The sequence below is a fragment of the Saccharopolyspora flava genome (genome assembly GCF_900116135.1).
Lineage (GTDB): Bacteria > Actinomycetota > Actinomycetes > Mycobacteriales > Pseudonocardiaceae > Saccharopolyspora > Saccharopolyspora flava.
Genome location: NZ_FOZX01000001.1, coordinates 1,284,203 through 1,307,597, shown reverse-complemented (window position 1 = coordinate 1,307,597; position 23,395 = coordinate 1,284,203). Strand labels below are relative to the sequence as shown.

The following is a 23,395-nucleotide window of genomic DNA, read 5'->3' as shown; positions in this document are numbered from 1 at the left end:
CGTTGCGAAGGGGCGCACTTTCAAAGTAGTTTGAAAGTATGTCGAGCAAGGTCGAAGCTCAGTTCTCCGAGCTGATCAACCGCCCCAAGGACACCGTCGCGAAGCTCGCGACGGGACGAGAGCTGCTGTTGCATCGGCGAGATGCCGAGGACTTGGTCCTCACGACTGCGACCAGGGCCGAGCAGGACAACCAGGTCGTTTCGGCGACGACACGAATGTTCGTGGCGATGATGCGGCACGACAAGCAAGCGCGAGCGTTGATGCTTGACGTCGTTCCGCAGGCCTTTCCGTGGGTCCGCTTCCTGCCCACGGAAGATCGGCGAGAGTTTCTGGTCGAACTGGTGGAAACCCTTCGCGCTGTTGACGACATCGAGAACCCGGCCCCGGTCGTGGACCTGCTCGCGCAGTGGCGCAACACCGCTGAGGTCCACGCTGACCCCGAACTGCACGCAGCTCTCACGGCGGGTGCCACTGACGAAGGCCCGGTCCCGACGCCTCCTGCCTCATGAGTCCCAAGCGCAAGGAACGTGCTGCACCCCCGGCGGATCACGCGCGGGGGCACTGGGAGATCCGTTTTGGGAACACGGCGTCGGCGTCGGGGTGGGAAGAGCTCTGTCGGCAAGCGGCCGGAAACCTCAGCCGGGCTTGGGAGCTGCTGCGCACCGATCCGGTCCGGACTGCTCAAACCGGGAGGCATCATCGCCTCAAGGGGTCGTTGTCGAGTGCCCCGTTCGAAGGCCGTCAACTGCCGCAGTGGCAGATCGAAGTGACCGGAGCGGCGAGAATCTGGTACTTGATCGACGAGGAACGCAAGACCGTCTGGATCCAGCACGCCGGTACCGGACACCCGAAAGCAACCGAGCGCTGAGGTTTCCGATGCGACGCGAAGCGCGGCCCGCTTGATCAACTGACCACTCGTCGACCACTGCCAGCGGCACTGAACTGGGCGCTAGGCGAGGCGTCGCGCCCGCGAGATCTGAGTTCTGCCGTGGCCCGTCGTACACGGCGGGACTGCAAAGCAAAGACCCCGTGACCGCTTTGATGCTGGTCACGGGGTCTTTTTTCTGCTGGTGCCGGGTGGAGGATTCGAACCTCCGAAGGCAATGCCGGCTGATTTACAGTCAGCTCCCTTTGGCCGCTCGGGCAACCCGGCGTGCTCGCCAGCGTGCTGGCTTGCGGGAAAAAGCATACAGACCGCTTCGGGGGATGTTTCGCCGGGGTCCCCGGTCAGGTTTCCTCTGGGCGGAAGACCAGGTCGTCGGCTTTCTCGGTGCCCGCGGTGAGGGTGTCCCGCTCCTGCCGGCCGAGGGTGTCGGGGAAGTCCGGGCCCGCTGCCTTGATCAGGACCATGAGGCGTTTGGCGAGGCCTCGGGCCTGGGTGAGGCGGATCTGCGGCTCGTTCAGCAGGGCTTGGGATTCGTGGAGCATCTTGCGGTAGCGGTCGTTGAGGTCCGCGCGGGCGTCGAGGAGTTCGAGGGCTCGGGCGAGGTCTTCGAGGTCCGTCGTCGCGACCTGGACGTGGTACGGGTCGGGCACGGCTCGACCCTACTGAGTGCCTGGCGGGGCCCGGCGTCGCCGGAGTTTCCGGGGGCGTCGTCGGTTTGGGGACAGTTTTAGTCATAACTGCCGGGGGTTGGTGTCCCTTTTGTCCGGACAGTTCTGGCAAAAACTGTCCTGCTCCCGGGCCCCGTTGCTCCCGGAGGTGCCGCTGCGCGGGGTGAGGGCCGCGGGACGTGGGGCGTGAATCGAGGGGTTCGTCGGGTTAGCGTGGAGTCATGGCCATTGATCGGGCGGGACGGGCTAGGCGGCGGGCTGCGCTTCGGGCGGCCGGGCCGGAGCCTGGGGCCGGGCCGGAGTCCTCGCCGGAGCGCTCTCGGGGTGGGTCTGTGGCCATGGGGGTTGAGGGGTTGTTCAACGCTGGGGTCAAGCACCAGCTCGACCACCTGGCCTGGGTGGAGGTGGCCAAGGAGGACGAGCGCGAGTCCGGGGCCGGGCCGCTGGACCTCGACTCCGACGTCGTGCATCTCAGGCCGCAGAGCTAGACCGGCCAGAGCTCGATCAGCCGGAGCTGGACCAGCCCGACCAGCGGTGCACGCGCACCGCGATCAGCGGGCCTCCCGGGGGTTTTCCCTGGTACTGCGGGTACTTCGCGATCAGCGCGTCCAGCAGCGGGTGGGTGTCGCGGATCTCCGCCGTGCCGTCGGCGCGGGCCCACCACAGCTTCGACCAGTCCTCGTCGTAGCCGTCCGCCAGGACCGAGACCCGCGGGTTCTCCTCGATGTTGCGGATCCGGCGCAGCGTGCGCCCCGATTTCGGCTTCCAGTCGACCGCGGTGATCAGCTCGTCGGCCGAGGCCGCGAGCACGATCGGCACCACGTGCGGTGTGCCGGTGGCGTCGGCGCTCGCCAGGTGGGCGACCCTGGCCGCGGCGATCCGGTCACGTGCCTGCTCTCGGTTGATGCGCATGGTCACCCGGACTCCGTATGTTCGAGGTGTGCCTTCGAGCGCTCCATCCACCCCAGGGTCCGCCACCGACGTCGGCCCCGGCTACCGCGACCACCTGCACTGGCAGCGCTACCAGGCGTTCTTCCCGGGCGCGCTGCGCCTGAGCGCCGACAACGCGCCCGACGAGCAGTGGTGGCGGTGGCGCGGGCTGAAGGTGCACGTGGACCGGGTCGACCGCCCCGACGCCCCCGCCAAGGTGATCGCGCTGCACGGCGTCGGCACCTACGGCCGCATGCTCGCGCCCTACGGCAGGCTGCCCGCGCTGGCCGACCTCGAGTACATCGCCCCCGACCTGCCCGGGTTCGGGCTCACCGGCGCCCCGCTGCTCGGCGCGACCTACGCGGACTGGCTGGACTGCGTGCGCGACCTGGTGCGCAGCGAGCGGGAACGCGACGGGCGGCCCATCGTGCTGCTGGGCGTGAGCACCGGCGGCAGGCTCGCCTACGACGTCGCCGCGACCACCCGCGTCGACGGGGTCATCACCACCTGCCTCGTCGATCCCGCTCGTGACGAGGTGCGGCGGGTGCTGGCCGCCCGGCCGGAGATGGCGCGCTGGTCGGGACTGCTGTCGCTGGTGCGCCCGCCGTTGTCGGCGGCGCGGGTGCCGGTGCACTGGCTGGTCAACATCGCCGCGGTGTCCAACCAGAGCCAGTACGCAAACCTCGTGTGGGCCGACGAGCTCGCCGGTGGCGGCTGGATCTCGCTGCGCTTCGCCCGCAGCTGCCTGGTGGCCGCCCCGGCGCTGCCGCCCGAGCGCTTCACCGGCACGCCGCTGCTGCTCGCGCACCCCGACGAGGACCGGTGGACGCCGCCGCTGCTGTCGGAGGAGTTCTTCGGCCGGATCGCAGCGCCGACCCGCTCGGCGGCGTTGCGCGGTGCCGGGCACCTGCCCGTCGAGGAGTCCGGGCTGGCCGACCTCGACCGTGCGGTGCGTGACTTCCTGGACGAGTTCGATCTCCAATGATGACATCTTGTGGTCAGACCGAACACGTACCGTGATGTTCTGCTGGTGTTGTTGCGGTGATCCTCACAAAGTTGCTCAGCCGCCCCGCTGAGCGCAAGAGAAACTCCCGCTTCCACTTGATCGGTTCAATCTTCGCAGGTCAGACGACATCTGACCGAAAGAAGATCGCCGCCACCCGCCGGTTGAACCCATCTGATGCGTGCATCCGGAGTGCGCTGCGGGGGCCATTCGACCCTGGCCTTCCGTGCTCTCGTGCGTCACGATCGGCGGACGGACATATGTGGTACGGCCGTATCGCCAGCGGGAGGAGCGTGGATGATCGAGCGTCACCGCTCCCTTGGTCCGCATTCCGGCCTGGAATCAGCCAGGCCTCCGGTCAGAGCCGAGGTCGATCCGGTGCGCCGCCGGACGTTCACGATCTTCTCGTTCGTGGTGCTCGCGGGAGGCGTGCTCGTCTCGCTGCTCACCGCGGGCGGCTCCACCGGGCGGTACAGCCCTGAGCTGCTGTTCATCGGCCCGCTGCTGGCCGTCGGGTTCCTGCTCGCCGAGCAGCTGACCATCGACGTCGACGTCAAGCGCGTCGGCTGGACGATCTCCTTCACCGAGATCCCACTGCTGCTGGGTCTGCTCACCGCGCCGTTCGAGGTGGTGCTCGCGGCGAACCTGCTGGCCGGGCTCGGCGCCCAGGTCGGCAGGCGCGCGGCCACCCACGTCGTCTACAACGCCGGCGTGCTGTGCCTGGAGATCGCGGTGCCGTTCGCGGTCGCCAACCTGGTCAACCGGACTCTCGTGGGCATCGCCCCGGACTGGTTCGGCCCGGTCGTGGGCACCCTGACCTCGCCGCTGATCAGCTGCGGTTTCGCGCTGGCGGCGCTGACCGTGCTCGGCGGTGCGATGAAGGTCGCCGCGGGCGCGCGGCTGGCCGGGCGCACCCTGGCCGTCGGCCTGCTCAACACCTCCGTCGGCCTCATCGGCTACGAGGTCGCCATCGGCACCCCGTGGGGCTGGCTGCTCGTCGGCCTCGTCGCGGTCGCCGTGATCGGCCTCTACCGCGCCTACTCCGACCTGCTGCGCGAGCAGCGCGACCTGGAGGCGCTCAGCGACGTCAGCCTCAGCGTGGCCCGCTCCGGCCAGGGCGCGCCTGCCGCGCCCGACCCCGTCGGCGAGCAGGCCGTGCCGGTGGGCGAGTGGGAGCCGGTCGCCGAGCGGATCCGCGAGCAGCTCAACGCCACCCGGGTGGTGCTGCGGCTGCGGCTCGACCCGCGGGGTGAGGTCACCACGCTCGTCGCCGGGGAACCCCTGCCGGACGCCGCGGTGCAGGCCGCGCCGGACGCGCTGCGCGACGACCCGCTGCTGCAGCTGCCGGGCAGTCACGTGCGGTCCTTCCGGACCCTCGAAGCGCCCGAGGAGGTCCGCCGCGTGCTGCGGCAGCGCGGCGCCTACGAGGCGCTGGTGGTGCCGCTGCGCGGGGCCAGCCAGCTGCTCGGCGCCGTCGAGGTGCACGACCGGGTCAGCCGGTGGCGCGGGTTCGGCCGCGCCGACGTGCGCCTGCTGCACACCCTGGCCAGCCACCTGGCGACCGCGATGGACAACCGCAGGCTGCTCGCCCGGCTGCGGCACGACGCCTACCACGATCCGCTGACCGGGCTGCTCAACCGGACCGGGTTCCGCGAGATCTCCGGCGAGGAGCTGCGCAGCGGGCGCGCCGCCGTGGTGCTGCGCGTCGACCTGGACCTGCTCACCACGGTCAGCGAGGCCCTCGGCTACACCTGGGGCGACCGGATGGTGGTCGCCGCCGGGCGGCGGATGCGCGAGGCCCTGGGCGACGCGCCGCTGGCCCGCCTGGAGGCGAACTCGTTCGCGGTGCTGCTGCTCGACCACACCGAGGAGCAGGCGCACGAGGTCGCGGTCGAGCTCTGCGACGTGATCGCGATGTCGTACCCGCTGGACCGGATCGTCGTCGAGGCCGCCGGGGTCGCCGGTTACGCCTCGTCCGACCCGGCCGACGGCGAGGCCGAGACCGATGTGGACACGCTGCTGCAGCACGCCGACGTGGCGGTGCGGGCCGCGCGCAACGGCGAGGACGGCGTGCGCTGCTACGCCCCGGCGATGGGGCAGGTGTTCCTGCGCCGCTTCCAGCTGGTCACCCAGTTCCGGCAGGCGCTGGACACCGGCCAGGTCGAGGTGCATTACCAGCCCAAGGTCGCGCTGCCGGAGCGCCAGGTCGTCGGCGCCGAGGCGCTGGTGCGCTGGTCGCACCCGGAGTACGGGCGGCTGGACCCGGACGAGTTCGTGCCGCTGGTGGAGGCCACCGGGCTGGTCGACGCGCTCACCGCGTTCGTCCTGGAGTGCGCGCTGATCAAGATCCGGGAGTGGATGGACCGCGGCCTGCGGATGTCGGTGGCGGTGAACCTGTCGGTGCGCAACCTCGCCGACGAGACCTTCCCGGACCGGGTGGCGGAGGCGCTGGAGCGCCACGACATCCCGCCCGAGCTGCTCACCCTGGAGCTGACCGAGTCCAGCGTGATGGCCGACAAGGAGCGGTCCCTGCCGGTCCTGCGGCGGCTGCACGCGATGGGCGTGGTGCTCGCGGTGGACGACTTCGGCACCGGCTACTCGTCGCTGGCCTACCTGCGGCAGCTGCCGGTGGACGAGGTCAAGATCGACAAGAGCTTCGTGCTCGGGATGGGCACCGATCTCAGCGATCTCGCCGTGGTCCGCACGATCGTCGAGCTCGGCCACTCGCTGGACCTGGCGGTGGTGGCCGAGGGCGTCGAGGACGACGCCGCGCGCGATCAGCTGGTCGGCATGGGCTGCGACGTGGCCCAGGGCTACCTGATCTCCCGCCCGCTGTCCGAGGAGCGCTTCGAGGCGTGGCTGCAGGCCCGCACCAAGCGCGACCGCGGCAGCCGCGAGGAGACCGTGCTCACACTGCTGCACTGAGACGCCGAGTCATCCGATCTGGTGGGCACTGGCCTGAAAAGGCGCCCGTGACCTGCGGTTTCACGAAAAGGTACCCCCCTGTTCGCGGGGGTTCGGAGGGTGTGTAAAGTTCTACCCGTTCCGCAAGGAAACGCCCCAATAGCTCAGTCGGCAGAGCGTCTCCATGGTAAGGAGAAGGTCTACGGTTCGATTCCGTATTGGGGCTCGAAAGACAGCTGCGGTGCTCGGTAAACTGGGTGCTGTGGCTGTTTTGCGTGGGATATCCTGCGTCGCTTGAGGCAACCGGTTCACACCGCGTCCTCGGCATGGCGGTGTAGCTCAGTCGGTAGAGCAAGCGGCTCATAATCGCTGTGTCGCCGGTTCAAGTCCGGCCACCGCTACCAGTCACGGGTTCGCGAGGATCTGGTCCAGCGAACCGCCCAGTAACGACCGAGAGAAAGGCACCCCCGTGGCCGCCACCGACGTTCGACCCAAGATCACGCTGGCGTGCGAGGAGTGCAAGAACCGCAACTACATCACCAACAAGAACCGGCGCAACAACCCGGACCGGTTGGAGATGAAGAAGTTCTGCATGAACTGCGGCACGCACAAGCTCCACAAGGAGACCCGCTGACACAGCGGTTCCTTCGCGAACGCCTTCCAAGAGCCCGTTCCCACCTGGGGACGGGCTCTTCTCGTTCTCTAGTAGCCTTCCCGCGTGCCGCTCGACCAGTCATTCATCGGACGTGAGTACCCGCCCACCGAGCCCTACGAGGTGGGGCGCGAGAAGATCCGGGAGTTCGCCCGCGCGATCAAGGACGACTCCCCGCTGCACGTCGACGTGGACGCGGCCAAGGCCGCGGGATACCCCGACGTGATCGCGCCGCCGACCTTCGCGGTGATCCTCTCGATGGCGGCCCAGGACCAGATCGTCGGCGACGAGCAGCTCGGGCTCGACTACAGCCGGGTCGTGCACGGTCAGCAGGACTTCGTCCACCACCGCCCGATCCGGGCCGGCGACCGGCTGGTGACCGTCGCGCACGTGGACGACATCAAGACGCGCGCGGGCAACGACTTCCTGACCGTCCGCGCCGAGATCGCCACCACCGACGGCGAGCAGGTGTGCACCGCCACGTCGATGTTGGTCGTGAGGGGGCCTGAAGCGTGAGCCTGAAGCTGTCGGAGATCTCCGTCGGGGACCCGTTGCCGGGGCTGAGCGTGCCGCTGGTGCGCTCGGACCTCGTCCGGTACGCGGGGGCCTCGGGGGACTTCAACCCGATTCACTGGAACGAGCGGTTCGCCAAGGAGGTCGGCCTCCCGGACGTGATCGCCCACGGGATGCTCACGATGGCCGTCGCCGGGCGGCTGGTGAGCAACTGGACCGGCGACCCGGGCGCGATCGTGCGCTACGGCGTCCGGTTCACCCGCCCGGTGGTCGTCCCGGACGACGCCGAAGGCGCGACGGTGGAGCTCAGCGGCAAGGTCTCGAAGATCAACGACGACGGCACGGTGAAGGTCGCCATCACCGCGAAGTCGGCGGAGCAGGGCGTGCTCGGCGGGGCGTCCGCCACGGTGCGTGTCGCGGCGTGACACCCTGCGCTCACCAGCGGCGAAGTCGTCTTCTCGCCAACACGGGGGGTGCCGTTGGAAGAGCGTTCTCGTCGTGCCGTACACTTTCGAACCTGGGATGCCCGAGCACCTTGGAACCTCGAGTTCCAGGGATGGTCAAGGGCGTCCCGACTTTGCGGTCGGGCTCCACGGGCCGCAGAGGGGTGTAGCTCAATTGGCAGAGCAGCGGTCTCCAAAACCGCAGGTTGCAGGTTCAAGTCCTGTCACCCCTGCGTCGATGCGACGGTGAGCGGAGGATGGTCGTGAGCGAGGACCGCGAGCAGGGCCGGGACGGTGAGCGCGAAGGCGCACGTCCGTCCAGCGCCGCGGCGCGGCGCGAGCGTCGTGCCTCCGCCCGTTCCGGGTCGGACTCCGGTCCGGCGCGCACAACTGAGTCGAAGGGTCGGCCGACGCCCTCGCGGGATGGCCGGCAGGGTCGGGTTTCGCTGTTCCGGAAGATCGGGCGCTTCCTGCGCGAGGTCGTCGCCGAGCTGCGTAAGGTCATCTGGCCGACGCGCAAGCTGCTGGTGACCTACACGCTCGTGGTGCTGGTGTTCGTCAGCATCATGGTGGCGTTCGTCGCTGGCGTGGACGTGCTCTTCGCGAAGGGCGTGGGCTGGCTGTTCGGCACTGGCTGAACCTCCGGGCCCGCCTAAGTGGTGCCGGAGGCGATATGACGACCCGGCACGCAACGCACGAGAGGAAGCGAGACCGACTGTGACCTCGCACGAGGAGACCTCCCAGGAAGCCACCGGCCTCACCGACGAGCAGGTGCAGCCCGAGGCTGCCGAAGCCGAGGCCGCGTCCGTCGAGGCTGAAGAGGCCGGCGCAGTCGATTCCGCGGAAACCGACTCCGCCGACGAGGCGAGCGCCACCTCCGACGAGGCCGACGACTCCGCCTCCGAAGACGCCGCTTCCGAGGACGCCGCTGACGAGGCCGAAGAGGCCGACCCGGTCGAGGAGCTGCGCGCCGCGCTGCGCCGCGCGCCCGGCGACTGGTACGTGATCCACTCCTACGCGGGCTACGAGAACAAGGTCAAGACCAACCTCGAGACCCGTGCTCAGACGCTCGACGTCGAGGACTACATCTTCCAGGTCGAGGTGCCGACCGAAGAGGTCACCGAGATCAAGAACGGCCAGCGTAAGATGGTGCAGCGCAAGGTGCTGCCCGGCTACATCCTGGTCCGGATGGATCTCAACGATCAGTCGTGGAGCGCCGTGCGCAACACGCCGGGTGTGACCGGATTCGTCGGTGCGACCTCCAAGCCGTCGCCGTTGACCATTGACGACGTGCTGAAGTTCCTCGCCCCGCAGGTCGAGGAGAAGAAGCCGGAGGCGGGCAAGAAGGCCCCGAGCGGCCAGGCCGCCGCGGCGACCAAGACCGCGGTCGAGGTCGACTTCGAGGTCGGCGAGTCCGTCACGGTGATGGATGGCCCGTTCGCGACGCTGCCGGCCACCATCAACGAGGTCAACGCCGACGCCCAGAAGCTCAAGGTGCTGGTGTCGATCTTCGGCCGCGAGACCCCGGTCGAGCTCTCGTTCGACCAGGTCTCCAAGCTCTGACCGCTCTCCCGGTCGCGGGAGCGCGGCGGGCTGCGCGTGGCTCTGGCAGGACCCGCGCAGCAGGGGCGATTCCACCGTCTCGTGGTCTCGCCAGATTCGGTGCCGCCTTCCGGCGTCGCCGAGCAACCGGATAGCGAAGACACAGGAAGCAAACATGCCGCCCAAGAAGAAGAAGCTGGCAGGGATCATCAAGCTGCAGATCCAGGCCGGCCAAGCCAACCCGGCTCCGCCGGTCGGCCCGGCGCTGGGTCAGCACGGCGTCAACATCATGGAGTTCTGCAAGGCCTACAACGCCGCGACCGAGGCGCAGCGCGGCCACGTGGTGCCGGTCGAGATCTCCGTGTACGAAGACCGGTCCTTCGACTTCAAGTTGAAGACCCCGCCGGCCGCGAAGCTGCTGCTCAAGGCCGCCGGCGTGCAGAAGGGCTCCGGCGAGCCGCACAAGACCAAGGTCGGCAAGGTCTCCATGGAGCAGGTCAAGGAGATCGCCCAGACCAAGATGGAAGACCTCAACGCCAACGACATCGACCAGGCCGCGAAGATCATCGCCGGTACTGCTCGGTCGATGGGCCTGACGGTCGAGGCCTGATCCGCTGCCGGTCCCGCACCGGCGCGAGAGGGCTGTGGGAGGGCTTGCGCGGCCCGACCAACCACAACTGATCCAACCTGACTTACCGAGGACAGACATGGCACAGCGCAGCAAGGCATACCAGCAGGCGGCCGAGCTGGTCGACCGGGAGCGCCTCTACACCCCGGCCGAGGCCGCCGAACTGGCGAAGAAGACCGCCAAGGTCAAGTACGACGCCACCGTTGAGGTCGCTCTGCGACTGGGCGTCGACCCCCGCAAGGCAGACCAGATGGTCCGCGGCACCGTGAACCTGCCGCACGGCACTGGTAAGACTGCCCGCGTCATCGTGTTCGCCACCGGCGACAAGGCCGCTGAGGCCGAGGCCGCCGGCGCGGACGCGGTTGGTTCCGAGGACCTGATCGAGCGCATTCAGGGCGGCTGGCTCGATTTCGACGCGGCGATCGCCACCCCGGACCAGATGGCCAAGGTCGGCAAGATCGCCCGGGTGCTCGGCCCGCGCGGTCTGATGCCGAACCCGAAGACCGGCACCGTCACCCCGAACGTCACCAAGGCGGTCGCGGACATCAAGGGCGGTAAGATCAACTTCCGGGTCGACAAGCAGGCCAACCTGCACTTCATCATCGGCAAGGCGTCGTTCGACACCGACAAGCTGGTGGAGAACTACGCGGCCGCGCTGGACGAGATCCTGCGCGCCAAGCCGTCGGCGTCGAAGGGCAAGTACCTGAAGAAGGTCACCTTCACGACCACGATGGGCCCGGGCATCCCGGTGGACCCGGCCGCCACGCGCGTGGCCGCTTCCGCCTGACCGGAACACCGCATCTGAGAAATGAGGGCGAGCGCTCGTCGGAGCGCTCGCCCTCATTTCTCGTTTGTGCCGGACCGGTTCGTTTGTGCCGGACCGGTCGACAACGATCGCGGTCAAGATCGATATCCCGTTTGTCCGGTCGATTCCGGGGAAGGAAAACGTCCGCCCCGGAAAATGGTGACCGCGGGTGCCGGGCCGGTCACTCGCGATTCACCCATTTCCGGGGCGGAGGAATTACGGGCAGGACGACGACGTGAGGGCGTAGGCGGAGATGGTCCACCCGCCCTGCGGCGTTTTGGTGAGTCGGAACGTGCCCAGTTGCGGGCCTCCGGTGACCTGCATCCGGCAACCGAGCACCTGCGCTTCGGAACCGGCTTCGACGATCGCGTCGTGGCCGAATTTGGGATTCGCGTAGGCGTTGGGATCGGTGATCTGGTCGTGCACCGAGCGGGCCGCCGCGGCGCAGTCACCGGGCGTCCCGTAGGCCTTGCCGAAGCCGTCCTTGCCCTGGGCGTCGAACAGCGCGCACGCCTGCTCCGGCGGCACGGCCCGCAGGTAGTTGTGGACGCTGCGGATGGCCTGCTGCGGGTTCTGCGCGGTCATCGGGACCGCGTCCACCGGGGCGCTGCCGCCGGTGCCGCTCCCGCCTCCCGAAGAGTCGCTCCCGCCGAAGTAGTGGTCGTAGGCCAGGTTCAGCAGGAGCAGGGCGATGAGCACGTAGAGGATCCGCCGGACCCACTTGTAGCGCAGCGCGCCGAGGGCCTTCTTCCACCACGGCTTCTCGGGCTGCGGGGCGCTCGCCGCACCGCCGCCCTGGGAGGCCTGCCACTCCTTGAACCGCTTAAACTCCAGGAACTCCTGGTACTCCGCGTCCTCGGACGCCTTCGGGGCCCGAGCACCGGGGGACGGTTCCGGGGCCCGGTCGGGCTCGGCGACGTCGACGACCTCCGCGTCGACGATCTCGGGCAGGTTGTCGGAGCGCGGTTCCCGCTGATCAGCCACGCACACATGATGCCGGGCGGCAGGGGGTCGGTGGAAGCGCCCGCACCGGGTCCAGTACTCTTGAGGAGGTTCCACCCAAGACCGCTGGTCTTCCTCCACGCTCGGCGACGGGCCGCGAGGAACGAAGGTCCCGTGAGATGCGGGCGACCCGCGCAGGAGGGACGAGGCTGGTGCAGCGCGTCTTGTGCGCGTCCGCGCCGTTTTCACGCCCCGTGCTGCCCTGCGCCGGGGCGTTTCGTCGTCTCAGGGCCGACTCTGACCGGCTAGGTCTGCCGCAGTCGGAAACAGAGAGGAGGCGACATGGCGAAGTCCGACAAGATCGATGCGGTCAGCGAAATCGCGGAGAAGTTCAACTCCTCCACCGCTGCCGTCGTGACCGAGTACCGCGGGCTCTCGATGGCTCAGCTGTCTGAGCTGCGCCGCTCGCTCGGCTCGAACGTGAGCTACCGTGTCGCGAAGAACACGCTGGTCAAGCGTGCCGCCGAGCAGTCGGGCGTCGAGGGCCTCGACGACCTGTTCGTCGGCCCGACCGCGATCGCCTTCGTCGAGGGCGAGCCGGTCGACGCTGCCAAGGCCATCAAGGAGTTTGCCAAGGGCAACCAGAACCTGGTGGTCAAGGGCGGGTACATGGACGGCCGCCCGCTGTCCGTGTCCGAGGTCGAGAGCATCGCCGACCTCGACTCGCGCGAGGTCACGCTGGGCAAGCTGGCCGGCGCGATGAAGGCCAAGATGAACCAGGCTGCCGCGCTGTTCCAGGCGCCGGCGTCCCAGGTGGCTCGCATGGCCGCTGCCCTTCAGGAGAAGAAGGGCGAGTAAGGCTCTCCGCAGTCCGCAGTGGACGGTGCGTGCGAGCGCGCCGCCGAAGCGGGTCTCGGAGCCGTCTTTCGCGCGACAACCCCCTTCCCGGACGCCGCCGGTGCCCGGGCACTGAGCAGAAAGGAACGCCGACATGGCGAAGCTGAGCAACGACGAGCTGCTGGACGTCTTCAAGGAGATGACCCTCCTGGAGCTGTCGGAGTTCGTGAAGCAGTTCGAGGAGACCTTCGACGTCACCGCCGCCGCCCCGGCCGCGGTCGCCGTGGCTCCGGCCGCCGGTGGCGAGGCCGCCGCCGCTGAGGAGCAGGACGAGTTCGACGTCATCCTCGAGGGCGCTGGCGACAAGAAGATCCAGGTCATCAAGGTCGTTCGCGAGATCGTCTCCGGCCTGGGCCTGAAGGAGGCCAAGGAGCTGGTCGAGGAGTCCGGCAAGGCCATCCTGGAGAAGGTCGACAAGGAGAAGGCCGAAGAGGCCAAGGGCAAGCTGGAAGAGGCTGGCGCCAAGGTCGTCATCAAGTGAGCCTTCTGACTCACTGCTCTGGGGCCAAAGACCTACTTCTGGTCTGAGGACTCACAGTAAGAGAACGGGCACTCGCTGTTGCGGGTGCCCGTTCTCTTTTCCTGAGGACGGAAACAAGCATCTTTTTTCGGACGTATCTCTGCGGGTCACTTGATTTGTAGTGAACTCATGAGTAACCCTGCTGCGTCGAGCTCGTTGCATAGGTGTGACGCCAACTACCTTCGTTAAGCGCGTCACATGTGCAAGGGTGCTTCTCCGGGGAATGTTGTCCCCGGAATCGGTGTAATCGAGGACGCGGAGGTTCGGATGGGCGTCGAGGTGGTTGTCGACGGGCTCTCGAAGTCCTTCGGCCCGCAGACCATCTGGCGGGACGTCTCGCTGAATCTGCCCCCGGGTGAGATCAGCGTGCTGCTCGGGCCTTCCGGCACCGGTAAGTCGGTGTTCCTGAAGTCGCTGGTGGGTCTGCTCAAGCCGGACGAGGGTCAGGTGATCATCAACGGGACGGACATCTGCACCTGTTCCGAAAGTGATCTTTACGAGGTTCGCAAGCTTTTCGGCGTGCTGTTCCAGGACGGCGCGCTGTTCGGCTCGATGAACCTCTACGACAACATCGCCTTCCCGCTCCGCGAGCACACGCGCAAGAGCGAGACCGAGATCCGCAACGTGGTTCTCGAGAAGATGGAGATGGTCGGCCTCATCGGTGCGGAGGACAAGCTCCCCGGTGAGATCTCGGGCGGTATGAAGAAGCGCGCCGGTCTGGCCCGCGCTCTCGTGCTGGACCCGGAGATCCTGCTGTTCGACGAGCCGGACTCGGGTCTGGACCCGGTGCGGACCGCGGTGCAGAACCAGCTGATCGTCGACCTCAACGCGCAGATCGACGCGACCTTCCTGATCGTCACGCACGACATCAACACCGCCCGGACCGTGCCGGACAACATCGGCATGCTCTACCGCCGGAACCTGGTGATGTTCGGGCCGCGCGAGGTGCTGCTGACCTCGGACGAGCCGGTCGTGGTGCAGTTCCTCAACGGTCGCCCCGACGGCCCGATCGGCATGAGCGAGGAGAAGGACAGCGCGCTGGTCGAGGCGGAGCTGGCCAAGCACGGCAGGCCGAAGGTGCCGCACATGATGCCGCAGCTGGAGGTCAGCCCCGGGCTGCCGGACCGCGCCGCGGTGCACCGCCGCAAGGAGCGCGTGCTGCGGCAGCTGCGCTCGCTGAGCCCCACGGCGCAGGAGGAGATCCTCAAGAGCCTCACGCCGGACGAGCTGGCGCTCTACGGCTTCCAGTCCCCGGCGACGGGGTCCTGGCCGCAGCAGCAGCCGGCCCCGCAGGCCCAGCGCCCCCAGCCCCAGCAGCAGCCGCAGCAGCCGCCGCAGCCGCAGCGCCAGGCCCCGCCGCAGCAGAACTTCCCGCAGCAGCAGCCCGTTCAGCAGCAGGCCCCGCAGCAGGCCCAGCGGCCTTCGCCGCACCCGCGTCAGCCGGAGCAGGAGCCGGTGTGGCCGGGTGGTCTGCAGGCCGACGGCGCGCAGCCGGGGCAGGAGACGGAGTCGGCGGGTGGCCGCCGGCGTTGGTTCGGTCGCAAGCGAGGTGAGCAGTGAGCGCGTCCCGGGTGCAGTTCCCCGGTGCGGGCGGGCTGCGCCAGACGGGCCGCCTGTTCGCACTCGGCATGGACATCGTGCGGGCCATGCCCTCGCGTCCGTTCCAGATCCGCGAGTTCATCCAGCAGTGCTGGTTCATCGCCAGCGTCACGATCCTGCCGACCGCGCTGGTGTCGATCCCGTTCGGCGCGGTCATCGCGCTGCAGCTGGGGTCGCTGACCCGGCAGATTGGCGCGCAGTCGTTCACCGGTGCGGCCAGCGTGCTGGCGATCATCCAGCAGGCGAGCCCGATCGTGACGGCGCTGCTGATCGCCGGTGCCGGTGGTTCGGCGATCTGCGCCGACCTGGGGTCGCGCAAGATCCGCGACGAGATCGACGCGATGGAGGTGCTGGGCGTCTCGCCGATCCAGCGCCTCGTGGTGCCCCGGGTGCTGGCCGCGATGCTGGTGGCCGTGCTGCTCAACGGCATGGTCAGCGTCGTCGGCGTGATCGGCGGCTACACGTTCAACGTGATCATGCAGGGCGGTACGCCGGGTGCGTACATGGCCAGCTTCAACGCGCTGGCGCAGCTGCCGGACCTGTGGATCAGCGAGCTCAAGGCCCTGATCTTCGGCTTCCTCGCCGGTGTGGTGGCGGCCTTCCGCGGCCTGAACCCGCCACCGGGTCCGAAGGGCGTCGGGGATGCCGTGAACCAGTCGGTGGTGATCACCTTCCTGCTGCTGTTCGCGGTGAACTTCATCCTCACGACGCTGTACCTGCAGTTGGTCCCGCCAAAGGGAATGTGACGGCCGCCAGGGGAATGGGAACATGGTGACGATCTCGCAGCGCGCCAAGCGCGCGGCCCGACGGCCGGTGGAGCTGCTGGACGACCTGGGTGACCAGATGTCGTTCTACATCCGCTCCCTGGCGTGGATTCCGCGGGCCATCACCCGCTACGCCAAGGAAACGCTGCGCCTGCTGGCCGAGGTCAGCTTCGGCAGCGGCGCCCTGGCGGTCATCGGCGGCACGGTCGGCGTGATGATCGGCCTGACGCTGTTCACCGGCACCGTCGTCGGCCTGCAGGGCTTCTCGGCCCTGGACCAGCTGGGCACCTCGGCGTTCGCCGGCTTCATCTCCGCCTACTTCAACACCCGGGAGATCGCGCCGCTGGTGGCCGGTCTGGCCCTGTCGGCGACGGTGGGTTCCGGGTTCACCGCCCAGCTCGGCGCGATGCGGATCTCCGATGAGATCGACGCGCTGGAGGTCATGGGCGTGCCGAGCCTGCCGTACCTGGTGACCACGCGCGTGATGGCCGGGTTCATCGCGGTCGTGCCGCTGTACGTGCTGGGCCTGCTGACCTCCTACGTGGCCTCCCGCGGCGTCACCGTCTACCTCTACGGGCAGTCGGCGGGCACCTACGACCACTACTTCAACCTGTTCCTGCCTCCCGAGGACGTGCTGTGGTCCTTCGGGAAGGTCCTGATCTTCAGCGTGGTGGTGATCATGACGCACTGCTACTACGGGTACCGCGCCAGCGGCGGCCCCGCCGGGGTCGGCGTCGCGGTGGGACGCGCGGTGCGGACCGCGATCGTGACCACCGCGCTGCTGGACTTCTTCCTCAGCCTCGCGATCTGGGGCACCACGACGACCGTTCGGATCACCGGATGAGCGCGCAGGGAGCGGTCCCCAAGGTCAAGCGCAGGCTGATGGGTCTGGCGCTGCTGATGAGCATGGTCATGTTCGTCGTGCTGTGCCTGGCGTTCTACAACAAGGCGTTCACGTCCTCCTCGGATGTCATCCTCAAGGCCGCCTCGACCGGCAACCAGCTGCTGCCGGACTCCGACGTGAAGGTCCGCGGCATGGTCGTGGGCCGGGTCGTCAACGTGGAGTCCGACGGCAAGGGCGCGGAGCTGCACCTGGCGCTGGAGCCGGACAAGGCCAAGGAGATCCCGGCGAACGTCTCCGCGCAGCTGCTGCCGCGGACCCTGTTCGGCGAGCGCTACGTGGCGCTGGAGCTGCCCGACAAGCCCTCGTCGAAGACGCTGGCCGCGGGCGGTGTCATCGAGCAGGACCGGACCCGCGCCGGGCTGGAGTTGGAGACGGTGCTGGCCGACACGATGCCGGTGCTGCAGGCGATCAACCCCGCCGACCTGTCGGCGACGCTCAACGCGCTCGACCAGGCGCTGTCCGGTCGCGGCGACCAGGTCGGCGACACGCTGTCGCAGCTCAACACCTACCTGGCCGGGCTGAACCCGGCGATCCCGGACCTGCGGGACAACCTGCAGGAGCTGGTGGGGGTCGCGCAGACCTACGAGCAGGCGGCGCCGGACATCATCAACGCGCTGGAGAACTTCTCCACCACGGCCCGGACGCTGGTGGACCAGAAGCAGAACCTGCAGAAGCTGACCGGCCAGGTCACCACGTCCTCCGGTGACCTGACGACGTTCCTGGACCAGAACGGGCAGAACATCATCCGGCTCGCCGACGCGCAGCGCCCGACGCTGGACCTGCTGGCCGAGTACTCACCGAGCTACCCGTGCTTCCTGGGCGAGATGGCGGAGTTCGTGCCGCGCGTCCGGCAGGCGTTCGGCGAGGGCACCGACGAGCCCGGTCTGCACGTGACCCTGGAGATCGCCCCGCACCGCGGCAAGTACCGCCCCAACCAGGACGAACCCGAGTTCGCCGACCACCGGGGGCCGCGTTGCTACAACTTCATGGAGCACCTGAACCCGATGCCGGAGTACCCGCCGGACGGCCCGTTCAAGGACGGCTCGGTCCCGCCCGCGCCGTCGCGGTCGGTGACCGGCGGCCTGAACCCGCCGGCGACCACCAGCCAGCAGTCGGCCCCGGCCGGGACCGCGACGCAGTGGGTGAACTCGCCCGCTGAGCGCGACATGGTGGCCACGGTGCTGGCCCCGGCCCTGGGCAGGCCCTCCTCGGAGGTGCCCGACTGGGGCGGTCTGCTCGTCGGACCGGTGCTGCGAGGCGCGGAGGTGAGCTACCGATGAACGGGATCAGCATTCGCGGACCGCTGACCAAGTTCCTGATCTTCGTGGTGATCACCTCGCTGGCCACCGGCGTGCTGATCATGACGATCGCGAACCAGGACATGCGCTCGACGAACTCCTACAAGGCCCGGTTCACCGACGTCACCGCGCTCAACGTGGGCGACGAGGTGCGGATCGCGGGCGTGAAGGTCGGTCAGGTCGAGGACATCGAGCTCGTCGACAACAAGGTCGCCGAGGTCGAGTTCAACGTCGCCGACCGCCGGCTGCCGTCGTCGGTGACCGCGACCATCAAGTACCGGAACCTGGTGGGGCAGCGCTACATCGCGCTCGAGCAGGGCGCCACGCCCGCAGGCAACGGGGGCGCCTCGGGCGGCACCGTCCGCGGCGGCTACCTGGCGGCGGGCGAGACGATCCCGCTGGAGCGCACCAAGCCCGCGCTGGACCTGACGGTGCTGCTCGGCGGGTTCAAGCCGCTGTTCCAGGCGCTGAACCCGGACGACGTCAACAAGCTGTCCTACGAGATCATCCAGGTCCTGCAGGGCGAGGGCGGCACGGTCGAGAGCCTGCTGTCCCACACGGCGTCGCTGACCAGCACCATCGCCTCGCGCGACCAGGTGATCGGTCAGGTCATCAACAACCTCAACGGCGTGCTCGACACCGTCAACGCCCGCGACCAGCGGCTCTCCGAGCTGGTGGGGCAGCTGCGGCAGGTGGTGTCCGGGCTCGCCGAGGACCGCGACTCCATCGGCAGCGCGATCACCGCGATGGACGGGCTGACCAACACCACCGCCGGGCTCCTGCAGGACGCCAGGCCGGGGTTGCAGGCCGACATCGACGGTCTCGGCCAGCTGTCGAAGAACCTCAACGGCCACGAGCAGATCGTGGACCGGGTGCTGCACAACATGCCGAACAAGCTCGAAAGCCTGTCCCGCACCGCCTCGCACGGGTCGTGGTTCAACTTCTTCCTGTGCCAGACCTCCGGCAACGTCGGCGTCGGCGATCTCAACCTGCCGCTGCCGCTGACGCCCGTGACCCAGCCGAGGTGTCAGCGATGAGTTCCTTCTCCCAGCGCGATCCGCTCAAGATCGGTGTCGCCGGCATCCTGGTGCTGGTGGTGCTGTTCCTGCTGGCCGCGAACTACGAGCGGCTGCCGTTCATCAGCGGCACCACCTACACCGCGGAGTTCTCCGAGGCCGCGGGCCTGCGGGCGGACAACGAGGTCCGCGTCGCGGGAGTGAAGGTCGGCTCGGTCTCCGACGTCGAGCTCGCCGGCGACCGGGTGCTGGTCAGCTTCCGGGTCTCCGGCGCCGAGCTCGGCGACCACACGACCGCGGCGATCAAGGTCAAGACGCTGCTCGGCCAGAAGTACCTGGCGCTGGACCCGCAGGGCTCCAAGCCGATGGACGACGACAAGCCGATCCCGCTGAACCGCACGATGTCGCCCTACGACGTCATCGAGGCCTTCAGCGACCTGTCCAAGAACGTCGACCAGATCGACACCCAGCAGCTCGCCAAGAGCTTCGAGACGCTGTCGAGCACGTTCAAGGACACCCCCGGTGAGGTCAGCGGCGCGCTCAACGGGCTTTCCCAGCTGTCGCAGACCATCTCGTCGCGCGACGAGCAGATCGAGCACCTGCTCAACAACACCACGCAGGTCTCGCAGCAGCTCGCCGACCGCAACGAGGACTTCGAGAAGCTGCTCTCCGACGGCAACCTGCTGCTGCAGGAGCTGCGGGCCCGCCGCGACTCGATCTCGTCCCTGCTGACCGGCACCCAGGAGCTGTCGCAGCAGCTCACCGGCCTGGTCAACGACAACCAGGCGCAGCTCAAGCCGACGCTGGAACAGCTCGACAAGGTGACCAAGATGCTGCAGCGCAACCAGGCCAACCTGGACAAGAGCCTCAACACCTTCGCCCCGTTCACGCGGCTGTTCTCCAACGTGCTCGGCAGCGGCCACTGGTTCGACACATACATCTGCGGTCTGCTGCCGCCCGCCGTCGGGCCGATCAACCAGGAGGGTTGCAAGCAATGACGAGCGCACCCTCGAAGAGCTCCAACCTGGCCAAGATCCTCACCATCGGGATCGTGGTCGTGCTGCTCGGCGCGGTCGGCGGCTGGTGGCTGTTCTACGGAGCGGCCGACCGCAAGGTCACCGCCTACTTCGACGCGGCCGTCGGCCTCTACCCGGGCGGTGACGTGCGGATCCTCGGCGTGCCGGTCGGCACCATCGACGAGGTCACGCCGCAGGGCAAGCAGGTCAAGGTCGTGCTCAGCGTGGACCGCGACACCGCGATCCCGGCGAACGCGAGCCTGGTGGCGGTCTCGCCCAGCATCGTCTCCGACCGGTACGTGCAGTTCGCGCCGGTCTACAAGGGAGGCCCGAAGCTGGGCGACAACGCGGTGATCCCGGCCGACCGGACCGCGACCCCGGTCGAGCTGGACAACATCTACCGCAGCCTCAACGACCTCACCCAGGCCCTGGGACCCAACGGCGCCAACAAGAACGGCGCGCTGACCGACCTGCTCAACACCGGTGCCGCCAACCTCGGCGGCAACGGCAAGGCGCTGTCGGACACCCTGCGCAACCTAGGCGAGGCCGGCACCACGATGTCCGGCAACAGCGAGGAGCTGTTCAAGACCGTCGACAACCTGCAGCGCTTCACCGGGATGCTGGCCCAGAACGACGACCAGATGCGCCGGTTCAACACGCAGATGGAAGAGGTCAGCAGCAACCTCGCCGGGGAGCGCAACGACATGAGCGCCGCGCTCGCCGAGCTGTCGGTGGCGCTGGGCAAGGTCGAGTCGTTCGTGCGCGACAACCGCGGGCTGCTGCAGTCCAACGTCAGCCAGCTGCACGACGTCGCCGCCGTGCTCGTCAAGCAGAAGGAAGCGCTCAACGAGTCGCTGACCACCGCGCCGCTGGCGATGAGCAACCTGAACAACACCTACAACGGCGCCTCCGGGACGCTGGACCAGCGGGCGATGTTCAACGAGCTCAACCAGCCGCCGCTGGTGTCGGTGTGCAAGCTGCTCGACCAGTCCCGGCCGCAGCAGCTCCCGGTCGAGGTCACCAGCGCCTGCGACGCGCTCAAACCGGTGATCCAGGGCACCGAGAAGCTGCCGACGCTGGCCCAGACGCTCAGCGCGGCGCAGTCCGGGAAGCTCCCGCCGCTGCCGCTGCCGGTGACCAACCTGCTCCAGCCCGCCGGAGGTGGCCAGTGATCTCGCGGCTCGTGCGATCCGTGTTCAACCGCTCCTCCGCGATCAAGGTGGGAGCCGTGGCGACGGTCGGCCTGCTGGCGCTGTCGGGTTGTTCCTCGCGCGGCGTCTACGACATGCCGCTGCCGGGCGGCGCCGACGTCGGCGACCACCCGTACGACGTGAAGGTCCACTTCGCCGACGTCCTCGACCTGGTGCCCAACGCGGGCGTGCGGGTCAACGACGTCGCGGTCGGCAAGGTCTCCGACATCACCCTGGCGCCCGGGACCTGGGACGCCGAGGTGACGGTCACCGTCAACGGCGACGTGAAGCTGCCCGCGAACGCCATCGCGCGGCTGCGCCAGTCCAGCCTGCTCGGCGAGAAGTACGTCGAGCTCGCCGCGCCGCCGAAGGCCGCCTCCGGGCGGCTCACCGACGGCGCGACGATCGGGATCGACCGCACCAACCGCAACCCCGAGGTGGAGGAGGTCCTCGGCGCGTTGTCGCTGCTGCTCAACGGTGGCGGTGTCGCGCAGCTGCAGGACATCACCAAGGAGCTCAACAAGGCCATGAGCGGGCGCGAGTCCGACATCCGCGGCCTGCTCAACAACCTCGACGAACTGGTCGCCGGGCTCGACGCGCAGCGCGACGACATCGTCCGCGCGCTCGACAGCATCAACCGGCTCTCGGCCAAGCTCAACGAGCAGCGCGGCAGCATCGACACCGCGCTTAACGACCTCGGCCCCGGCCTGCAGGTGCTCAACGAGCAGCGCGGGCAGCTGGTGACCATGCTGCAGTCGCTGGACAAGCTCTCCGGGGTGGCGACCAACGTCGTCGACAAGTCCCACGAGGACCTGGTGCACGACCTCAACCAGCTGGCGCCGACGCTGCACCAGCTGGCCGCCGCGGGCGACTCGCTGCCGAAGTCGCTGGAAACCCTGGTCACGTTCCCGTTCCCGGACAACGCGGTGCAGGGCATCGGGGGCAGCGACTACAACAACCTGTACCTCAAGGTCGACCTGAACCTGAGCACCATCGTCGACAACCTCGGGCGCTCCCGGCAGCCGCTGGTCCCGCTGCCCGACTCGGTCCCGCTGCCGCTGAACGGTCAGCAGCAGCAGGAACAACCCGCACCGACCCAGCCGAAACCGGAGGAGCAGCAATCCGGCGGCGGCCTGCTGGGCTGGCTGTTCGGAGGTGACAACTGATGCTCACCCGTCGCGCCCGATACCAGATCATCGCTTTCGTGCTGATCGCGCTGATCGGTTGCAGCTACGCCGGATTCAAGTACGCCGGGGTCGACCGGCTCTTCGGCAACCGCGGTTACGCGGTGGCGCTGGAGCTGGCCAGCACCGGCGGTGTCTTCCAGAACGCCGAGGTCACCTACCGCGGTGTGCCGGTCGGCCGGGTCGGCGAGCTCAAGCTCACCGAGAACGGCGTGCAGGTGCCGCTGGACATCGAGAACAGCGCGCCGCCGATCCCGTCCGACGTGGAGGCCGTGATCACCAACCGCTCGGCGGTCGGCGAGCAGTACGTGGACCTGCGTCCCAAGCGGGACAAGGGCCCGTACCTCAAGGAGGGTTCGGTCATCCCCGAATCCCGGACGACCACGCCGCTGCCGGTCCAGGACCTGATGATGAACCTGGACGGCTTCGCCAAGTCGGTGCCGCAGGACTCGCTGCGTACCGTCGTCAGCGAGCTCGGCACCGCGTTCCGCGACAACGGCGGCCACCTGCAGACCATCCTGGACACCTCCCGCGAGTTCACCGCGCAGGCGCAGAACCACCTGCCGCAGACGGTGCAGCTGCTGGAGGACGGCAAGACCGTGCTGGCCACCCAGAACGACCAGGGCTCGGCCATCAAGTCCTTCAGCAAGGACCTGAACCTGCTGTCGGAGTCGCTGAAGAAGTCCGACGGGGACCTGCGCGGCGTCATCCAGAAGGCGCCGCCGGCCGCGCAGCAGCTGTCCGGCCTGATCAAGGACAACCCGCGGATCGGTCCGCTGCTGGCGAACCTGACCACGACCTCGCAGCTCCTCTCGGCGCACCGGGACGGCATCGAGCAGCTGTTCATCAGCTACCCGGCGCAGGTCGCGGTCACCAACACCGTCGTTCCCGGGGATGGCACCGCTCACTTCGGACTGGTTCTCAACCTGTTCGACCCGATGCCGTGTACCAAGGGATATGAGGGGACGCCGGAACGCAGCGGCACCGACATGTCGCCGGTCCCGCTGAACAAGGACGCGCACTGCGCGGAGCCTCCGGGCAGTCCGATCAACGTGCGCGGCGCGCAGAACGCACCCGGGCAGTAAGAGAGG

26 protein-coding genes and 4 tRNA genes are annotated in these 23,395 nt (G+C 68.5%); 26 read left to right on the top strand and 4 right to left on the bottom strand.

All coding sequences use genetic code 11. The features are described 5' to 3' along the window. Positions 1-38: 38 nt before the first annotated feature. Together BM424_RS05985 and BM424_RS05980 are read left to right on the top strand one after the other, a co-directional pair. A complete protein-coding gene (locus tag BM424_RS05985) occupies positions 39-509 on the top strand; it encodes a hypothetical protein (protein WP_093414254.1) in 471 nt (156 codons plus the stop codon). Next, positions 506-868: a hypothetical protein gene (locus BM424_RS05980; protein WP_093414253.1), complete on the top strand. Its 363-nt coding sequence runs from the start codon at positions 506-508 to the stop codon at positions 866-868. Before BM424_RS05985 ends, BM424_RS05980 begins: the two co-directional genes overlap by 4 nt. 200 nt (positions 869-1,068) lie before the next feature. Here the strand turns inward: BM424_RS05980 and BM424_RS05975 are convergent. After that, positions 1,069-1,153: transfer RNA gene (locus tag BM424_RS05975), tRNA-Tyr, on the bottom strand. A gap of 74 nt (positions 1,154-1,227) precedes the next feature. Then, positions 1,228-1,536, bottom strand: coding sequence for a hypothetical protein (locus BM424_RS05970; protein ID WP_093414251.1), 309 nt, complete (start codon positions 1,534-1,536; stop codon positions 1,228-1,230). A gap of 350 nt (positions 1,537-1,886) precedes the next feature. On the opposite strand from BM424_RS05970, the gene BM424_RS29370 reads away from it, so the two are divergent. Next, entirely contained in the window at positions 1,887-2,042 is a 156-nt protein-coding gene (locus tag BM424_RS29370; RefSeq protein WP_245775622.1) for a hypothetical protein, read from the top strand. Positions 2,043-2,058: 16 nt separating this feature from the next. Here BM424_RS29370 and BM424_RS05960 read toward each other — a convergent pair whose 3' ends face one another. Next, positions 2,059-2,466 (bottom strand): TIGR03668 family PPOX class F420-dependent oxidoreductase, encoded by a 408-nt coding sequence (locus tag BM424_RS05960; RefSeq protein WP_175547937.1) that lies wholly within the window; start codon positions 2,464-2,466, stop codon positions 2,059-2,061. Positions 2,467-2,494: 28 nt separating this feature from the next. Between BM424_RS05960 and BM424_RS05955 the strand changes: the two genes are divergently transcribed. From BM424_RS05955 to rplA, 12 genes are all read left to right on the top strand, one after another. Continuing rightward, a complete protein-coding gene (locus BM424_RS05955) occupies positions 2,495-3,469 on the top strand; it encodes an alpha/beta hydrolase (protein WP_245775621.1) in 975 nt (324 codons plus the stop codon). Between the two features lie 315 nt (positions 3,470-3,784). Beyond that, entirely contained in the window at positions 3,785-6,412 is a 2,628-nt protein-coding gene (locus BM424_RS05950) for a putative bifunctional diguanylate cyclase/phosphodiesterase (protein ID WP_093414248.1), read from the top strand. Between the two features lie 132 nt (positions 6,413-6,544). After that, positions 6,545-6,617: transfer RNA gene (locus BM424_RS05945), tRNA-Thr, on the top strand. Between the two features lie 102 nt (positions 6,618-6,719). Continuing rightward, positions 6,720-6,795, top strand: a tRNA-Met gene (locus tag BM424_RS05940). 65 nt (positions 6,796-6,860) lie between these two features. Then, positions 6,861-7,025 (top strand): 50S ribosomal protein L33, encoded by a 165-nt coding sequence (rpmG, locus tag BM424_RS05935; protein ID WP_132621563.1) that lies wholly within the window; start codon positions 6,861-6,863, stop codon positions 7,023-7,025. Between the two features lie 84 nt (positions 7,026-7,109). Continuing rightward, a complete protein-coding gene (locus tag BM424_RS05930) occupies positions 7,110-7,559 on the top strand; it encodes a MaoC family dehydratase N-terminal domain-containing protein (protein ID WP_093414245.1) in 450 nt (149 codons plus the stop codon). Further along, on the top strand, positions 7,556-7,981 hold the full coding sequence (locus BM424_RS05925) for a MaoC family dehydratase (protein ID WP_093414244.1): 426 nt from the start codon (positions 7,556-7,558) through the stop codon (positions 7,979-7,981). Before BM424_RS05930 ends, BM424_RS05925 begins: the two co-directional genes overlap by 4 nt. 178 nt (positions 7,982-8,159) lie before the next feature. Further along, positions 8,160-8,232 (top strand) — tRNA-Trp (locus BM424_RS05920). A 30-nt stretch (positions 8,233-8,262) separates the two neighbouring features. Then, positions 8,263-8,637, top strand: a complete 375-nt coding sequence (gene secE / locus BM424_RS05915) for a preprotein translocase subunit SecE (protein ID WP_093414709.1) — start codon at positions 8,263-8,265, stop codon at positions 8,635-8,637. A gap of 79 nt (positions 8,638-8,716) precedes the next feature. After that, entirely contained in the window at positions 8,717-9,562 is an 846-nt protein-coding gene (nusG, locus tag BM424_RS05910) for a transcription termination/antitermination protein NusG (protein ID WP_093414242.1), read from the top strand. A gap of 154 nt (positions 9,563-9,716) precedes the next feature. Beyond that, positions 9,717-10,151: a 50S ribosomal protein L11 gene (rplK, locus tag BM424_RS05905; protein WP_093414241.1), complete on the top strand. Its 435-nt coding sequence runs from the start codon at positions 9,717-9,719 to the stop codon at positions 10,149-10,151. A gap of 97 nt (positions 10,152-10,248) precedes the next feature. Continuing rightward, a complete protein-coding gene (rplA, locus tag BM424_RS05900; protein WP_093414239.1) occupies positions 10,249-10,956 on the top strand; it encodes a 50S ribosomal protein L1 in 708 nt (235 codons plus the stop codon). A gap of 234 nt (positions 10,957-11,190) precedes the next feature. Here the strand turns inward: rplA and BM424_RS05895 are convergent, their stop codons facing one another. Next, entirely contained in the window at positions 11,191-11,958 is a 768-nt protein-coding gene (locus BM424_RS05895; RefSeq protein ID WP_093414238.1) for a hypothetical protein, read from the bottom strand. A 300-nt stretch (positions 11,959-12,258) separates the two neighbouring features. On the opposite strand from BM424_RS05895, the gene rplJ reads away from it, so the two are divergent. The 11 genes from rplJ to BM424_RS05840 all read left to right on the top strand — a co-directional run bounded on the left by rplJ (position 12,259) and on the right by BM424_RS05840 (position 23,389). Next, positions 12,259-12,774, top strand: coding sequence for a 50S ribosomal protein L10 (gene rplJ, locus BM424_RS05890; protein ID WP_093414236.1), 516 nt, complete (start codon positions 12,259-12,261; stop codon positions 12,772-12,774). 133 nt (positions 12,775-12,907) lie between these two features. Further along, positions 12,908-13,294, top strand: coding sequence for a 50S ribosomal protein L7/L12 (gene rplL, locus BM424_RS05885; protein WP_093414235.1), 387 nt, complete (start codon positions 12,908-12,910; stop codon positions 13,292-13,294). A gap of 306 nt (positions 13,295-13,600) precedes the next feature. Next, on the top strand, positions 13,601-14,893 hold the full coding sequence (locus BM424_RS05880; protein ID WP_093414233.1) for an ABC transporter ATP-binding protein: 1,293 nt from the start codon (positions 13,601-13,603) through the stop codon (positions 14,891-14,893). Continuing rightward, positions 14,890-15,678 (top strand): MlaE family ABC transporter permease, encoded by a 789-nt coding sequence (locus BM424_RS05875; RefSeq protein WP_093414231.1) that lies wholly within the window; start codon positions 14,890-14,892, stop codon positions 15,676-15,678. The genes BM424_RS05880 and BM424_RS05875 overlap by 4 nt, the downstream gene beginning before the upstream one ends. Positions 15,679-15,700: 22 nt before the next feature. Beyond that, positions 15,701-16,540, top strand: coding sequence for an MlaE family ABC transporter permease (locus BM424_RS05870; protein ID WP_093414230.1), 840 nt, complete (start codon positions 15,701-15,703; stop codon positions 16,538-16,540). Further along, positions 16,537-17,880 (top strand): MCE family protein, encoded by a 1,344-nt coding sequence (locus BM424_RS05865; protein ID WP_093414228.1) that lies wholly within the window; start codon positions 16,537-16,539, stop codon positions 17,878-17,880. Before BM424_RS05870 ends, BM424_RS05865 begins: the two co-directional genes overlap by 4 nt. Then, positions 17,877-18,935 carry an MCE family protein gene (locus tag BM424_RS05860; RefSeq protein WP_093414227.1) on the top strand — a complete coding sequence of 353 codons (1,059 nt, stop codon included), beginning with the start codon at positions 17,877-17,879 and terminating at the stop codon, positions 18,933-18,935. Before BM424_RS05865 ends, BM424_RS05860 begins: the two co-directional genes overlap by 4 nt. Beyond that, the gene (locus tag BM424_RS05855) at positions 18,932-19,912 is read left to right on the top strand and encodes an MCE family protein (RefSeq protein ID WP_093414225.1); all 981 of its coding nucleotides are present in this window, start codon (positions 18,932-18,934) and stop codon (positions 19,910-19,912) included. The genes BM424_RS05860 and BM424_RS05855 overlap by 4 nt, the downstream gene beginning before the upstream one ends. After that, positions 19,909-21,102: an MCE family protein gene (locus BM424_RS05850; protein ID WP_093414223.1), complete on the top strand. Its 1,194-nt coding sequence runs from the start codon at positions 19,909-19,911 to the stop codon at positions 21,100-21,102. Before BM424_RS05855 ends, BM424_RS05850 begins: the two co-directional genes overlap by 4 nt. Beyond that, the gene (locus BM424_RS05845) at positions 21,099-22,286 is read left to right on the top strand and encodes an MCE family protein (protein WP_245775620.1); all 1,188 of its coding nucleotides are present in this window, start codon (positions 21,099-21,101) and stop codon (positions 22,284-22,286) included. Before BM424_RS05850 ends, BM424_RS05845 begins: the two co-directional genes overlap by 4 nt. After that, on the top strand, positions 22,286-23,389 hold the full coding sequence (locus BM424_RS05840; protein ID WP_093414222.1) for an MCE family protein: 1,104 nt from the start codon (positions 22,286-22,288) through the stop codon (positions 23,387-23,389). The genes BM424_RS05845 and BM424_RS05840 overlap by 1 nt, the downstream gene beginning before the upstream one ends. Positions 23,390-23,395 lie beyond the last annotated feature (6 nt).